The organism is Corynebacterium sp. DNF00584 (assembly GCF_001552965.1).
Classification (GTDB): domain Bacteria; phylum Actinomycetota; class Actinomycetes; order Mycobacteriales; family Mycobacteriaceae; genus Corynebacterium; species Corynebacterium phoceense.
In genome coordinates, this window is the sequence record NZ_KQ959728.1 from 50,637 (window position 1) to 65,988 (window position 15,352).

The following is a 15,352-nucleotide window of genomic DNA, read 5'->3' on the forward strand; positions in this document are numbered from 1 at the left end:
TGGGGGTAGTGCGCCACCTTAACCCGGCGCAGAATAGTGACGTGGGCTACATTTATGTAAATCCTGTAAACCACAGTGTGTTAACTCAGCGGCTGTGCTGAGACAGTACAGAATCCGCGCCGAGTCGGCATAGAAAGGACTCCTCATGACCACTGCCAGCTCGTCCCGTGACTTCGTCAAAGACGATATCCGCCTGCTTGGACGGGTACTTGGCCGCGTCATTGCGCAGCAGGAGGGTGAGGGTGTCTACGAACTCGTCGAGTCCACGCGTCGCCTAGCTTTCGATGTCGCCCACGGGGACGCCAGCGCTGAGGACTTGCTTGCCGTCTTCCGCGACCTCGACATCACGAAGGCCAACCTCGTCGCTCGCGCCTTCTCCTACTTCGCGCTGCTTGCCAACTTGGTCGAGGACCTTGCGGACGAGTCCGTGCCTGCGCCGGTCTCCCTGCGCACGACCTTTGACAAGCTCAAGGATTCGCCGGTCACCGCGGCTCAGGCTTCCCGCGTCGTCCGTGATGCCGTGGTCGCGCCGGTCCTTACCGCGCACCCCACGGAAACTCGCCGCCGCACGGTCTTCGATACTCAGACACGCATTAAGAAGCTCCTCCAGCAGTGGCATCTCGGCGGCGATGAGTCGGACATTGAACGCGAGCTGTACCTGCGTATGACGCTGCTGTGGCAGACCGCGCTCATCCGCATCGCGCGCCCGACCCTCGAAGACGAGGTTGACGTCGCGCTGCGCTACTACAAGCTTTCCCTGCTCGAGCAGATTCCGGCGCTCAACCGTGCCGTCCGCGAGGGCCTCAAGGAGACCTTCGGGCTGCAGCTTCCCGAAGCCGCTCTCATGCGCCCCGGCTCTTGGATCGGCGGCGACCACGACGGCAACCCTTTCGTCAACGCGGATACGCTCACCTACGCCACCTCGCGCGCGGCGGAGACGGCGCTCAAGTACTACGAGGATCAGCTCGCGGAGCTCGAGCGCGAGCTCTCCCTCTCGGACCGCTATTCCTCCTGCTCCACGGAGCTGGAGCAGCTTGCCGATGCCGCCCATAATGACTGGGAGTCCCGCGTCGACGAGCCCTACCGCCGCGCTATCTTCGGGATCCGTGCCCGCGTCGCCGCCACGCGTAGGCACTTCTTCGGCGACGAGGCGGCGACCGTCGCCCCCTTGACGGAGCGCCGCCGCCCCGACCTTCTGCCAGCCTCGGGTGCCGCGCCCGCCGAGCCATACGAGGGGCCCGCGGAGCTGCAGCATGACCTCGACATCATCGACCGTTCGCTGCGCCAGCACAATGACGACATCATCGCCGAGGACCGTCTGGCACGCCTGCGCGACGCTATCTCGACGTTCGGGTTCCACCTCTACACGCTCGACATGCGCCAGAACTCTGAGTCCTTCGAGGCCGTCCTCGCCGATATCTTTGCTGCCGCCGGTCTCACCGACGACTATGCTTCGCTCGACGAGACTGCCCGCGTCGAGCTTCTCGTGGGTGAGCTGGGTACGCCGCGCCCGTTGCTCTACCCGAACCACGCCCCGCTGGGCGAGCTCGCGGAGAAGGAGCTCGGTATCTTCCGCGCGGCTGCCGCGGCCGTCGCGAAGTTCGGCGAGCGCTCCGTCGCGCACTGCATCATCGCTATGACCGGTACCGTGAGCGACATCCTCGAGCCCATGGTTCTGCTCAAGGAGGTGGGGCTCACCCACGTCGACGTCGTCCCGCTCTTCGAGACCATCGATGACTTGAAGGCCGGCGCCCACATCCTGGAAGAGCTCTGGTCCCTGCCGTTCTATCGCGACTACCTGCGCGCTCGTGGCGACGTCCAGGAAGTCATGCTCGGCTACTCGGATTCCAACAAGGACGGCGGCTACCTTCAGGCGAACTGGTCGCTTTACGACGCGGAGCTCGAACTTGTCGAGCTGTGCCAGCGCCACAATGTTGAGCTGCGTCTGGCCCACGGCCGTGGCGGCGCCGTCGGCCGTGGCGGCGGCCCGACCTATGACGCCATCCTTGCCCAGCCCAAGGGTGCCGTCTCCGGTTCTGTTCGCATCACCGAGCAGGGTGAGGTCATCTCCGCGAAATACGGCGCGCCCGAGACCGCTCGCCGCCACCTCGAGGCCTTCGCGGCCGGCGCGCTCGAGGCCTCCCTCTTTGATACCGAACCCATCGCCGACCCAGAAGGTTCTTACGCGCTCATGCGCGAGCTCTCCGCGCGCTCCGGCGAAAAGTATCGTGAGCTCATCGGCGACCCGGGCTTTATCCAGTACTTCACCGAGTCCACTCCGCTCCACGAAATCGGCGACCTCAACCTCGGCTCCCGCCCCGCGGCCCGTAAGCAGACCACCGCGATTTCTGACCTCCGCGCCATCCCGTGGGTGCTCTCTTGGTCGCAGTCGCGTACCAACGTCCCCGGCTGGTTCGGCGTAGGCACCGCGCTTTCCGGTTGGGCAGGGGAGAACGCCGCGCGCTGGGATAAGCTGCGCGAGCTCTACCAGACCTGGCCCTTCTTCCGCGCCGTCTTGTCCAACATGGCGCAGGTCATGACCAAGGCGGAGATCGCCCTCGCGCGTCTCTACGCGAACCTCGTGAGCGACCAAGACGTGGCCGACCGCATCTACACGCTCATCGCTGACGAGTTTGAGCTCACCCGCGAGGTCTACCTCAAGGTCACCGGCAACGCGGACCTCACGGCGGAAAACCAGCGCCAGGCTCGCTCCCTGAAGCGCCGTTACCCGTACCTCCTGCCGCTCAACGCGGTCCAGCTTGAGCTGCTGCGCCGCTACCGCGCTGGCGACGACTCCTTCCTCGTCTCGAAGACCATCCAGGTGACGATGAACGGTCTCGCCACCGCCTTGCGCAACGCCGGCTAAGCCCGGGCGTAGCTGCAGAAGCTATCAACACAGCCCACAACGCGTCCCTCGCGGGGGCTGGGCGCTGTGGATGGGATTATTGGCGGACGCGGAATCGCATGCCGTGGGAATCCAATGCCTCTATATAAGGGGCGCCGAGCGCTGTTGCCGGCGTGAGGACGCCGCCTTCGCCAGGATGGTTCACGAGGGTGACGGCTGCTTCGGTGAGCATCATGGCGGTTGTCTTGTACCCTGGGTCGCCCTCGGCGGACACCTCGGTGACATAGACATGACCGTCTTCGTCTTTGCCGTAGTGGGCGATGGTGAAGCCACCCTTCTCAATGTCCTTGGGGCCGTCGCCTGGTTCGGGGATAAAGCGGGAGAGGGGCTTGCGCAGGCTGGGAATCATAATCAGTGCGAAGCCGGCGACTGTCGCGGCGTGGAGGAGCTGTGCTTTTGCTTGACCCAGGAGTCCTTGGCCGGTGGTCATCGCCTCGCGGTAGCGCAGGCGCTCGCCATAGGCGTGATTCATAAGCGAGTTGGAACGGCGCACGACGCGCGTATTGAACATGGCCATGAAGAATGGGCCGACCCATTGGCCCACGAGCTCGTCGTATTCCACGAAGCGGTCAGGCTCGGGGCCGAGGTCGGGCTCCTGCTTGTGGTCCGGCGAAAGGGAATGGGGGCTGTGGAGGATTGCGCCGCCCTTGGGCATGCGCTTCGCGTCGGCGCTGACTTCGCGCATGGAGTCGATCGTGCCGCCGGACAGGCCACCGGAGAGTCGTTCCACCGACATAGTGACCTCGGTGAGCGGGCGGTTCGCGTGCTGGTGGAGGTAGAACATGCCCATGTCGGAGGGAACGGAGTCGAATCCGCAGGAATGGACAATGCGGGCCCCGGTCTCCTGGGCGACCTCGTGCCAGTTGTCGATGCTGCGGTGGATGAAGAGCGCCTCGCCGCAGAGGTCTACGTAGCCGGTGCCGTTCTGGGCGCAGGCGGCGACCAGGTTATCGCCGTACCGCGTGTACGGGCCCACGGTTGTGATGATGACCTTCGCGCGCTTGGCGAGTGCGTCCATGGCTTTGGCGTCCATGGCGTCGGCAACGATGACGGGGTAGCCGAGTTTCAATCCGTTGACTCGCCCGGCACTGCGGGCGGCAAGCGCCACCTTGAGTTCGGGATGGTTCGCCTTGATATAGCGGGCGGTGATTTTGCCGACGAAGCTCGAGGCTCCGAAAAGGATGATGTCAAAGTCGCGTTCCGACGTGAGATTTGTGTCCTGTGCCATAGCTGGTAAGTCTATCGAAGCGCGCGGGCATCGGGGTCGTGGAGTGGGCGGTTGAAGGGACGGGCAGGCGTGAAAGATTAACTTCTTTGCCAATTTCTCTGCAAAAGATGCTCGCAAAATTTAGGATAGGTGAGGCATGACACACTTCTAAGAACTTGTGAACGGAGGAATTGTGGATCTCTACGAGTACCAAGCTCGTGACCTCTTCGAAGCGCATGGAGTCCCCGTGCTGGGCGGCATCATGGCGACCTCGGCGCTGGAAGTGCAACGTGCCGCGGCAAAACTCATGAAGGCGGGCAGCGAGCTCGTTGTCGTCAAGGCCCAGGTGAAGGTCGGCGGACGCGGTAAAGCGGGCGGCGTGAAGGTCGCGCGTAGTCCAGAAGAAGCAGCAGCCGTTGCGGATGAGATTCTGGGTCTCGATATCAAGGGGCATGTTGTCCGCAAGGTGATGGTTGCCCAGGGTGCTGACATCGCTGAGGAGTATTACTTCTCGATTGTGCTCGACCGCACGAAGCGCCGGTACTTGGCCATGCTGTCCAAAGAGGGCGGAGTGGAAATCGAACAGCTCGCGCAGGAGCGTCCGCATGTGCTTATCCGCCGGAGCTTCTCGCCGCTCGACGGCATGACGGACACACTCGCGCGCGACATGGCGTACGAGGCCGGGTTCGATGAGGCGGATATCCCGCAGCTCGTGCCGGTCTTCAAGAAGCTGTACGAAGTCTACGTAGAGGAAGATGCCTCGCTCGTGGAGGTCAACCCACTGGTGAAAACCAACGATGGAAAGATTCTGGCGCTCGACGGTAAAGTCACCCTTGATGAGAACGCGAGCTTCCGCCATCCCGACCACGCTGAGTTGCAGGACCATTCGGCCACAGACCCGCTCGAGCTCAAGGCGCAGAAGATGGGGCTCAACTACGTCAAGCTCGACGGCAACGTCGGGATCATCGGCAACGGCGCTGGCCTCGTCATGTCCACGCTCGACGTCGTCGCGTACGCGGGGCACAAGCTCGCCGAGGGCGATGACGTCGCCGCCAAGCCCGCGAACTTCCTCGATATCGGTGGCGGCGCGAACGCGGAGGTCATGGCCAACGGTCTTGAGGTTATCCTCGGCGATCCCCAGGTCAAGTCGGTCTTCGTTAACGTCTTCGGCGGGATTACCGCCTGTGACGAGGTCGCCAAGGGCATCGTTCAAGCCTTTAAGATTCTCGCCGCCGATGGCATCGCGCCCAAGCCGCTCGTCGTGCGCTTCGACGGTAACAATGCGGAGCTGGGCCGGCAGATCCTCAAAGAAGCAGCGCTCGACCACCTCGAACAGGTCGACACCATGGATGCGGCTGCACTGCGCGCCGCGGAGCTCGCCTCCCGCACAAACCTTGTTGCTGTCTAACCCTATTCCGAGAACCAGAAAGAGACTTCTATGTCGATTTTCCTTGATGAAAACTCTGCCATCATCGTCCAGGGTATGACGGGTTCCGAAGGCATGAAGCACACCCAGCGCATGCTCGATTCGGGCTCTCGCATCGTCGGCGGTGTGAATCCCAAGAAGGCCGGCGAAGAGCTCGAGTTCAATGATGGCGTGACCATCCCCGTCTTCGGCTCCGTGCGTGAGGCCATGAAGGCCACCGGCGCGAACGTGTCTGTCATCTTTGTCCCCGCGAAGTTCACGAAGGCCGCAGTCGAGGAGGCCATCCACGCGGAAATGCCCCTCGTCGTCGTCATCACCGAGGGCGTGCCCGTGCGCGATACTGCGGAGTTCTTCGCGCTTGCCCGCGAGAAGGGCACCACCCGCATTATCGGCCCGAACTGCCCGGGGCTCATCACGCCGGGCGTCTCCAATGCTGGCATCATTCCCGCGAACACCGCGCCGAACCCCGGCAAGATCGGCCTCGTTTCTAAGTCCGGCACGCTCACGTACCAGATGATGTACGAGCTGGGTGACCTCGGATTTAGCACCTGCGTGGGCATCGGCGGCGACCCGATTATCGGCACGACGCACATCGCGGCGATCGAGGCCTTCCAAGCTGACCCGGACACCGAGGCCATCATCATGATCGGCGAGATTGGCGGTGACGCGGAGGAATACGCCGCCGAGTACATCCGCGACCACGTGACCAAGCCCGTCGTCGCCTATATTGCGGGCTTTACCGCGCCCGAGGGCAAGACCATGGGCCATGCCGGCGCCATCGTCTCGGGCGGTTCCGGCACCGCCGAGGGCAAAAAGTCCGCGCTCGAGGCCGCCGGCGTCAAGGTGGGTAAGACCCCCACTCAGGCCGCGGAGCTCATGCGCGAGATCCTCGTCGGCTCGTCCGCGAGCTTGACCTCGGCGAGCCGCTAGCTTTCCGATGCCGCCGCGCGCTGGGCCGTCCCTAGCGCGCAGCGTGGGCATGGCGTGAACATGCTGTTCACAGCCTCTATCAGTCGAATTTTCCGCGACTTATCGGTCGAATTTTCGGCGATTTATCGGTCGTATTTTCCGTCTAGTCGGGCCTGTGTCGTTAGGCGTGTGCAGTTAGTCGGTGGCGCCGGACAGGCCGCGGCGGGCGAGCAGCGGGGCGACGTCCTTGTCGCGGCCGCGCAGCTCGCGGTAGGCCTCGGTGAAGTCGCGGGACGCGCCCTTGGACAGGACGAGGTCGCGGAAGCGCTGGCCGGCGGCGCGGGCGGCGGCATCGGAAGCCTCGGGGCCCGCGGCGTTTTCTTCCTTGAACCAGGAGAAGCCGTCGGCGTCGAGGACCTCGGCCCACAGGTAGGAGTAGTAGCCCGCGGAATAGCCGCCGGCGAAGATGTGATTGAAGTACGCGGAGCGGTAGCGCGGCGCGATGTGCGGGTTGTGCAGGCCAGCGTCGTCGAGGGCGGCGCGCTCGAAGGCGTCGATGGACTCTTGGGATGCGGCGATGGCGGCGGCATCGGCAGGCGTGAGGGAGTGCCAGGCAAGGTCGACGATGGAGGCGGCGAGGTACTCGACGGTGCTAAAACCCTGACCGAAGGTCTGGGCCTCGCGGACCTTGGTGAGCAGCTCGTCCGGGATGACCTCGCCGGTCTCCACGTGGCGGGCGTAGCGCTTGACCATGGCCGGGTCGAGGGCCCAATTCTCGTTGATCTGGGAGGGGAATTCTACCCAGTCGCGCGGGACGCGGGTGCCGGAGAAGGTGGGGTAGCGCACGTCGGAGAGCAGGCCGTGCAGTGCGTGACCGAACTCGTGGAAGACGGTGTGGAGCTCGTCTTGGCTCAAGCGTGGCTGGGAGCCGTCCGCGGGCTTGGTAAGACCCATGACGTTGACGATGACGGGCTTGGTGCCCAGCAGGTGGGACTGGCCCACGAACTCGCTCATCCACGCGCCGCCGCGCTTGGAGGGGCGGCCGAAGTAGTCGGTGAGCAGCAGGCCGATGCCGCTATCGCGATCAGCGGTGGGGTCTTGGCCTTCGTCGAAGACCTCCCATACGCGCACGCCCTCGGCGTAGCCTTCGAGGTCCTCGCGCGGGACGACGGTGATGCCGTAGAGGCGGTGGGCCGCGGCGAAGACTCCATCCTCGAGAACGCGGTCGAGAGGGAAGTACTGGCGCAGCTCGTCCTCGTCGAGGGAGAAGTCGCGGGCGCGAACCTGGGATTCCCAGTAGGCCCAGTCCGCGGCACCGAAGTCCTCGTTGTGCAGGGTGGCTTCCTCGGCGAGCAGCTTTTCTTCGCCGGCGGCGTTAGCCTCGGCGGCAGGGGCGAGCTCGACGAGCATGCGGCGGGCGGCCTCGGCGGTCTGCGCGGTCTCCTCGGCGATGACGTAGTCCGCGTGGGTGTCGTAGCCGAGCAGCTGCGCGCGCTCGGCACGCAGGCGCGCCATCTCGGTGAGCACGCTCAGGTTATTCTCGCTGCCGCGGGCGCGCGAGGCCTCATAGACCTTGGCGCGAGCGGCCGGATCGGCCAGGCGCGCGAGCTCCGACTGGACGGTGGGCAGCTCGAGCGGGAGCACGTAGCCGTCTTGGCCTACCTCGTTGGCGTAGGCCTTGGCGGCCTCGATGCGATCGGCGGGCAGGCCTTTGAGCTCTTCCGCGCTGTCGAAGTGCACAGCGCGCTCGCGGGTGGACGCCATGAGGTTGCGGCCGAACTCCTCGGAGAGCGCCGAGAGGCGCTGGTTGATGGTGGAGAGCTGCTCTTTCTCTGCCGCGCCGAGGTCCGCGCCCTGGCGCGCAAAAGTCCGCAGCAGGTGCGCGTGGAGGCGTTGCGACTCCTCGTCGGCCGGCGGGGTCGCCTCTTTGAGGCGGGCGTAGAGGACCTCATTCTGGTAGATCGCATCCGAATGCGCGGCGACCTGCGGCCAGACCTCCGCGGCGATCTCTTCCATCTCGTCCGTGACATCCGTGCCCGACAGGTTGCCGAAGATGGAAAGCACGCGCTCTAAATCCTGGCCAGCGCGCTCGAGGGCCTCGACGGTGTTTTCCCACGTCGGGTCGGCCGTGTTGTCGACGATGGCCTTAATCTCCTCGTCGTGGCGGGTGAGTGCCTCGGCGATGGCGGGACGGAAGTGCTCGACCTTAATCTCCGCAAACGGCGGGAGCTGGTAGGGGAGCGTGGAGGGGGAAAGAAGTGGATTAGTCATGCGACTAATCTACCGATTTCCTCGTACCGGCGGCAGGAGAATCCCTTAAAACACGAGCTGTTCGGGCCAAGGAAGTTCGACCTTGTGGTCGTCGAAAGGAGCGACTTCGAGCTCCACCGGGATTCCGCCTGCGATGTGCAGCAGCACCATCGCCTCGGGGCAATCGGCGGTGAGCACGTAATCGGAGCCTTGCGGGACGGCCTTGCCGTTGGCGTCGCGACGCGGCTCCGGCGGCTCTTCACCTGCCGTGAGATAGACCGTGGGGCACGTGCCACATCCACAGTGCTTGTACACCTTGAGTTCCGGCACGCGCGCAGCAATGGCCTTGCGCTGCTCCGCGCTCAAGGAATGCATGGCGTCCGAGGCATGCGCCAGCATGGCGTAGACGACGTCGGATTCAGAAGAAAACAGGGGACGCATGATTATGCCTTTCGTAGGGGGTGCAGGATTCATACGCTAGCAGGGGCCCTCGACATGGGTTGGTGCGTGCGGTGTGCGGCAGGGACGTGACCGTTAGAAGAGGAATTTTCTGCGTCAGAAGCAAGAAACAGGCAAAGAATTGAATTTTTGCATATATCTAGGTCATGGACTCGGAGGAGACGTGAAAACAGCGAATTCAGGCCACAATCGAGGCTTGTGAGGTTAATGAAGCAAGAAAGCCTCTGAGTCGAGCAAAGAAATCTGCGTTGCTTGGCAACGCGGAGACGCCGAGGCCATGCGGGGACTCGGCGTCGAAAGGGTAAACGAAACGCTAGAACATCGTGACCACGGTTGTGGCCAGCACAATGAGACCCATGACCGTGACGAAGACATTGGTGGCGCGGCCGCGGTACTGCTCGAGGGCTGGGACGTAGTGCACGCAGAGCATGGGCAGGAGGTAGGTGAGGAAGGTAAAGAAGATGCCGCCCACGAGCGTGATGAGGCTGAGAATCGAGGGGTTAAAGACTGCGGCCAGCGAGACCGTGACGAAGATAAAGAAGTACGTCCACAGGTCGAAGGCGCGGGGGCTAAGCCGGCGCGTGAGTCCCGGCATGGCGAGCTCTGCCAAGTACTGGGTGCCCTCGATGGTGCCCAGGGCGTGGCCGAAGTAGCTCGACGCCACCGCGCAGATGACGACGACGGGCGCCATGTAGGACAGGAACGGGTTGTCCGTGACGTTCGCGAAGTAGGAGAGGACGGGCAGGTTTTGAGCCTCGGCCTCAATCATGCCGTCGGCACCCATGGCTAGCGCGGAGGACCATACGAAGAACATGGTGAAGACCGTGAGCAGGATGGTCGAGTTGCGGATGGCATTCGCCGTGGGGCGGCCGTCCTTGTGCGCGGCGACGCAGAACTGCGAGAGGGCCGCGACGTAGGAGAACGCGAAGACAAGCACCGGCAGGATGAGCAGGATGGACGTGAGGATACCCAGCGCACTATGGTCGCCGGCCTGCATAAAGGATGCGAAATCCCACTGCGGGATGAGGTAGAGCGAGACCGCGCCCAAGGCAAAGATGAGCGGGTAGACCACGAGATTCGCCGCGGCGAGCATCACCTTGTTGCCAAAGGCGAGCGCTGCCGTCATCAGCCCCACGCACAGCGGCGCGAGGATCCACCGGGAGATCTCCGGCCCGTGGAATTGGTTGACGATGAGGCTTTCCACCGTGTTCGTAATGGAGACGCCGTAGATGAGCACCACGGGGAAGACGGTGAACCAGTACATGGCCGCGAGCAGAATGCCCTTATTGCGCCCGAAAAACTTGGTGAGCACCATGAGCACGTCCGCGCCGGGAATAGGCGAGTGGTTCATGATCCACGAGAACGCATGGTGCGAGAAATACGTCATCGGGCCGATGAGGAGCGTCGCGATGAGCAGCGGGATAAAACCAAAGCTGCCGGCCGAGATAGGAAGGAAGAGGATGCCCGCGCCCACGGCGGTGCCGAAGAGCGTGATGGTCCACTGCGCATTAAAGGAGCGCTTGGACGTCGTTCGTTGATCCACTATGACCTACAATTCTTTGCCGGTTTTCTTTCGTCGGATAATGCTACTCATTGTTCGATAATGTCTTGGTTCCGCCCCGCTCAGCGGACGCGGCAAAGGTCATCTCCCGCGGCGTGACGAGCCTGCGGCGATGGATACAGACAGACGCAGCGCGTTAGTCGAAAGCCGGATCCCGGACACGCCATCGAGAGGCGTTTATGCCGAGGTTGCTCGCCATAGTGCAGAGTAATGACGAGCAGCGTCGCCATTACTGGGGGCTTGGACTCGCTGTATTCTGGCCGCATGACCACTCTCCGCAGCGCCGCCGTCGTGGGCGCCGGGCCCAATGGCCTCACCGCCGCGGCGGTGCTGGCGCGCGCCGGGCTGCGTGTCGAGGTCTTCGAGGCTGGTCCCGCGCCGGGCGGCGCCGCGCGCAGCGTCCGCTTCTATGACCGGACGATTGACCTCGGCGCGGCCGCCCATCCCTTCGGCGTCGCGAGCCCAGCCTTCCGTGCGTTGGGTCTCGAGGACCACGGCCTCGAATGGGCCCACCCGCGTTATCCGCTCGCGCATCCCTTTGATGATGATCCTGCGGCCCTGCTGCATCGGGACCTCAACGCCACCGCGCGGCGTCTTGGCGTCGATGGTCCCGCCTGGCGTGCGCTGCACGCGCCCATTGCGCAGCTTTCCGATACCCACCTCGCCAACGTCCTGCGTCCCCTCACCGGCGTCCCGCCGCACCCGCTGGCCATGGCACGCTTCGGCGTGCGCGCCGCGCCGCCCGCGAGTGCGCAAGCCCGCGCACTCTTCCGGACGGAAGCAGCCCGCGCGCTCTTCATCGGCTCGGCACTCCACGCGCTGTGCTCGCCGACCCTGCCGTTCACGAGCGCTTTCGGCGTCCTCTTTGGCGCGCTGGGCATGACGACGGGGTGGCCCGTGGCGCGCGGCGGCTCCGGCGCCATTACCGATGCCCTGGCGAGTGTCCTCGCGACCCACGGCGGCGTTATCCACACCGCTCATCCCGTGACGGATATGCGGGAGCTCACCCGCTTCGATGCCGTCGTGCTCGCGCTCACCCCGCGCCAAGTGCTCGGCTTGCGCAACCTCATCGTGCCGGAACGCCGCGCACGGGTCTTGCGCGATTGGCGCTACGGCCCCGGTGCGTTCAAGATCGACTACGCACTCGATGGCCCAGTCCCGTGGCGGGACCCGGCGGTAGGGGAGGCCGGCACCGTTCACCTCGGCGGTACCGTGCCGGACCTCATCGCCGCCGAGCGCGCCATCGCGCGCGGCGAGATGCCCGCCCGCCCCGTCGTGCTCGTCGCCCAGCAGTCTGCCGCGGATCCTGGACGCGGCCACACGCTGTGGGCCTATGCCCACGTGCCTCACGGTTTCACTGGCTCAGCGCTCGAACACATCGAGGGACAGCTTGAGCGCTTCGCGCCGGGGTTCACTGCCCACGTGCTCGCCCGCCGCGTCATGAGTCCGACGGACCTCGAGACATGGAATCCCAACCTCGTGGGCGGCGACATCGCCGGCGGCGCCATGACCGGCACGCAGCTGTTCCTACGCCCCGGTTTTGTGCGCAACCCTTACCAGCTCACGCAACGGGTGTTCCTCGCGTCTGCCGCCACCGCGCCCGGCGGTGGTGTGCACGGCATGCCGGGGTGGCACGCCGCGCACGCGGTGTTGCACAGCGCCTAGATATTCCAGTGCCCTGGGGCGTTCTTGGAATAGTTCACGCCTATCGCTGCAAAGTGGACCTCTGCTGCATCAATCTTCGCTTGTTCGCTGGCGCGGATCTTGTTTCGATCCATCGTGGACTTGGTTTCGCGAATCATATACAGCTTGTCTTCGCCGTCCACACGCTTAACAATCGCCCAGTCCGGGTTATACGGGCCGACGGGAGTGTCGATCTTGAACTTCGGGGGCAGTTTCACAAATAGCTTGATGTCGTCGTTGCCGTCGAGCAGCTTGGCGAACTGCCGCTCCGTGTCAGAGTCATAGACCACGTAGTCATAGTCTGTCTTTGTCTTGTTCTTGACCTCATAGAGGTTTTCGAGGAAGTGCTGCTTTTCTTTCACTCCGTCTTCGCGCAGCTCCGACAAGGAATAGACGCTGCCATCGATTTTCTCGTATTGCACGCCCTTGGTCACAAGCATTGAAAGCTCGGTCTGGATGATGGTGCGCACCATTGCAACGAAGTCATTCGGATTACCGATGAACTCGTCGAGCCGATCGCTTTGTAGAAGGATATCGATAATTGTCCTGCGGGTGAGCGACGTCGCCTCTTGGAGCTCCGTCACGATATCTGGGAGCTGGAAGCTCCTTCGGAGGTCGGTGGCGCGCGGACTACTAGTTTCTTCGCCCTCCGTGCTGCCACGGGAGATGGTCAGCTTGGCCTTGGTCACCTGCACTCGCAGCGGCTCGATCTCTGGGGCATTCTTGATCCCTTCGACCGCGTTTTCAATGAGCTCATCGCGATCGACGGAGACGCTGAAGGTTGTGCGCTGAGTGATGGTCTTCCAGAACTCTGTGAACTCGGGAGACTCGAAATACAGTTCCTTGTTGAGCCTGCGTGTCGTGCGATGACGGATAGGTTTGATATGTGTTCCGATGCTCGCGCGCTTCATGAGGGCAAGCACTTCGTGTTCAACGTCACTGAACTCGTCGCTGAGGTCAAGGGCGAAGCCGTCAGCATTGGGGGTGAAATCCTTGGTAAGGCGACCGTCCTCGTCGAGGAAACCGCGGTCCTTCAGCTCCTCCCAAATACGCTCCGAGGTTGCGTAGCCGATGTTTTTATCGTCCTCGGAGTCCGGCCGTCGAATCTTCGCAAAGTGGCCCTTGCCAATGAAGCCGATGGCAACGCCCGCCTTCGTGTATTCCTTTTGGAGATTGCTGGCGAACTGTTGGTAGGACTCGTTGGCGACGACGGTTAACTGCGCGACGGATTGATCGGACAGCCGCACGCCGTCCTGGTCCACAGGTAGACGCAGACCGCGGCCGATCGTCTGGCGACGTTCGGTCTCCGAGCCCATCTCGCGCAGCGTACAAATCTGGAAGACGTTAGGGTTGTCCCAGCCTTCGCGCAGCGCCGAGTGAGAGAAGATGAAGCGTACAGGTTCGTCCTCGCTGAGCAGGCGCGCCTTGTCTTTCATGATGAGGTCGTAGGAGTCCTCGTCATTCTTCGATGTGCCGCTCGTATCGTCGTAGACGCCTTTCTTAATCTGTGAGAAGTACGCGCGGCGCAGCTCGACGGGATCTTGCGGCAGCAACTCTTCGTAACGAGGAGACCGCGCACGTTCTTCGATAAATAGCTCGTCGAACCACTGCGCGAATTTGCCGTTCGCGGTGTCATTGTCGGCGCCATCGCCGAGGTAGCTGTGGACCCTGTCGACGAAGAAGAGGCTGAGCACCTTGATGCCTTGCTCGCGCAGCATCGACTCACGGCGGAAGTGCTCACGGATGGTTTCTCGGATCATTTCGCGGTACACAGCGTCGTCATTGGAACCGATGGACTCGCCGACACGAAGGATGCCGTGGTGGGTAAGTTCCACGAAGCCGCCCGCGTCGAGGTTGATCTCGTTGATGCGCCAGTTGTTCTCGTACGCCGGGTTACCCGTGACTTTCGCTAGATCCTGGTTCGTTGTGACGTTCTTTTCCTGACGTTTGAACGAACCGTCCTTCTTGCGGCAGTCGAGTTCGAGACGGGCTTGCCACGGCTGGCTCTTCACCGACACCACCTTGATATACGGCTTGGCGTCGTTTCCATGCTCCGTGGTCTCCGCCACGACGATTTGCTTGACCAGTCCTAGCTCGTGCGCGTCGACCGGATCGAGCCGGTAGACCACGTTGCGGGTCTCGCGGTGCGTCGCGCTGTAGCGCAGCATGAACGCAGGGTTGAGTCCCTCGAGCGAGGTCTTCGCAAGATCGGACTCCATGTTCTGCGGTTCGTCGAGGATGAGGACGGGTTGCGTCGCGCGGAGGAAATCGATGGGGCGCAGGCCGTTGAGCTTGTCACGAGTCTGGTGCATGATGAGGCGGTCGCCCTTGCTGCGCACAGAGCTAATCGTCATGATCATGATCTGAATGCTGGTGGACGTCGCAAAGGACTGGACTTGCTCGGCGTCCTTGCCGCTGTAGACCACGTGATCGAAGGGCTGATCCGGGTAGAGCTGCCGGAAGTGATCGGCCATGAGCTCGATGCTCGTTTTCACGCCCTCGCGAATCGCAACGCTGGGGACGAGGATGATGAACTTGGTGAAGTTGTACTTCCGTGCGAGCTCGAACACGGTACGCAGATAGACGTAGGTCTTACCCGTACCGGTCTCCATCTCAATATCGAACTGCCGCCCATCCTTGAGCTCAGTGGCAGGCTCTAGCCCATTGTGATTCTGGATCTCCTGCAGATTGCGCAGGATTTGGTCGTCACCCACCACCAGGTTATTGCCCACTGCGCCGATCTCTGCACTGACATCGATGTTAAAGAGAGCGTCGTCCTCTTCTCCGTCGAGGGTCGTCGCTGCCAGGTCGACAGGCTGGCTTGGAAGGTTCAAAGAAGAGACGAGGCTGCCGGCATCTTTCGGCTGTCCCTTGAACAACTCCGTGACCGAGTTGATGGCGGCGAGCTGATAGTCCTGCTTCGGATCAAACTTGAATTTCATGATGAGTGCT

General features: G+C 63.0%; 9 protein-coding genes. 4 read left to right on the forward strand and 5 right to left on the reverse strand.

The features are described from left to right. Positions 1-145 precede the first annotated feature (145 nt). The gene (gene ppc / locus HMPREF0307_RS00695; RefSeq protein ID WP_066484931.1) at positions 146-2,866 is read left to right on the forward strand and encodes a phosphoenolpyruvate carboxylase; all 2,721 of its coding nucleotides are present in this window, start codon (positions 146-148) and stop codon (positions 2,864-2,866) included. 76 nt (positions 2,867-2,942) lie between these two features. Here ppc and HMPREF0307_RS00700 read toward each other — a convergent pair whose 3' ends face one another. Continuing rightward, positions 2,943-4,133 carry a saccharopine dehydrogenase family protein gene (locus HMPREF0307_RS00700; protein ID WP_066484935.1) on the reverse strand — a complete coding sequence of 397 codons (1,191 nt, stop codon included), beginning with the start codon at positions 4,131-4,133 and terminating at the stop codon, positions 2,943-2,945. Positions 4,134-4,305: 172 nt separating this feature from the next. On the opposite strand from HMPREF0307_RS00700, the gene sucC reads away from it, so the two are divergent. Together sucC and sucD are read left to right on the forward strand one after the other, a co-directional pair. Further along, entirely contained in the window at positions 4,306-5,520 is a 1,215-nt protein-coding gene (gene sucC, locus HMPREF0307_RS00705) for an ADP-forming succinate--CoA ligase subunit beta (protein WP_066484947.1), read from the forward strand. A gap of 30 nt (positions 5,521-5,550) precedes the next feature. Then, the gene (gene sucD, locus HMPREF0307_RS00710; protein WP_066484952.1) at positions 5,551-6,468 is read left to right on the forward strand and encodes a succinate--CoA ligase subunit alpha; all 918 of its coding nucleotides are present in this window, start codon (positions 5,551-5,553) and stop codon (positions 6,466-6,468) included. 174 nt (positions 6,469-6,642) lie between these two features. Here sucD and HMPREF0307_RS00715 read toward each other — a convergent pair whose 3' ends face one another. From HMPREF0307_RS00715 to HMPREF0307_RS00725, 3 genes are all read right to left on the reverse strand, one after another. Next, entirely contained in the window at positions 6,643-8,718 is a 2,076-nt protein-coding gene (locus tag HMPREF0307_RS00715) for a M3 family metallopeptidase (protein WP_066484955.1), read from the reverse strand. A gap of 45 nt (positions 8,719-8,763) precedes the next feature. Next, on the reverse strand, positions 8,764-9,138 hold the full coding sequence (locus tag HMPREF0307_RS00720) for a hypothetical protein (protein ID WP_066484959.1): 375 nt from the start codon (positions 9,136-9,138) through the stop codon (positions 8,764-8,766). Positions 9,139-9,469: 331 nt separating this feature from the next. Continuing rightward, on the reverse strand, positions 9,470-10,699 hold the full coding sequence (locus tag HMPREF0307_RS00725) for an amino acid permease (protein ID WP_231724974.1): 1,230 nt from the start codon (positions 10,697-10,699) through the stop codon (positions 9,470-9,472). 282 nt (positions 10,700-10,981) lie between these two features. Here HMPREF0307_RS00725 and HMPREF0307_RS00730 point away from each other — a divergent pair, with 282 nt between their 5' ends. Continuing rightward, positions 10,982-12,382 carry a phytoene desaturase family protein gene (locus tag HMPREF0307_RS00730; RefSeq protein WP_148138797.1) on the forward strand — a complete coding sequence of 467 codons (1,401 nt, stop codon included), beginning with the start codon at positions 10,982-10,984 and terminating at the stop codon, positions 12,380-12,382. Here HMPREF0307_RS00730 and HMPREF0307_RS00735 read toward each other — a convergent pair. Then, positions 12,379-15,342, reverse strand: a complete 2,964-nt coding sequence (locus tag HMPREF0307_RS00735) for a restriction endonuclease (RefSeq protein WP_066484972.1) — start codon at positions 15,340-15,342, stop codon at positions 12,379-12,381. The two genes, HMPREF0307_RS00730 and HMPREF0307_RS00735, sit on opposite strands and share 4 nt — an antisense overlap. Positions 15,343-15,352 lie beyond the last annotated feature (10 nt).

What these genes read in the sequence shown, in the direction of transcription:
- ppc (WP_066484931.1), top strand. Translation starts at nt 146, where the DNA reads ATGACCACTGCCAGCTCGTCCCGTGACTTCGTCAAAGACGATATCCGC.
- HMPREF0307_RS00700 (WP_066484935.1), bottom strand. Translation starts at nt 4,133, where the DNA reads ATGGCACAGGACACAAATCTCACGTCGGAACGCGACTTTGACATCATC.
- sucD (WP_066484952.1), top strand. Translation starts at nt 5,551, where the DNA reads ATGTCGATTTTCCTTGATGAAAACTCTGCCATCATCGTCCAGGGTATG.
- HMPREF0307_RS00715 (WP_066484955.1), bottom strand. Translation starts at nt 8,718, where the DNA reads ATGACTAATCCACTTCTTTCCCCCTCCACGCTCCCCTACCAGCTCCCG.
- HMPREF0307_RS00720 (WP_066484959.1), bottom strand. Translation starts at nt 9,138, where the DNA reads ATGCGTCCCCTGTTTTCTTCTGAATCCGACGTCGTCTACGCCATGCTG.
- HMPREF0307_RS00730 (WP_148138797.1), top strand. Translation starts at nt 10,982, where the DNA reads ATGACCACTCTCCGCAGCGCCGCCGTCGTGGGCGCCGGGCCCAATGGC.
- HMPREF0307_RS00735 (WP_066484972.1), bottom strand. Translation starts at nt 15,342, where the DNA reads ATGAAATTCAAGTTTGATCCGAAGCAGGACTATCAGCTCGCCGCCATC.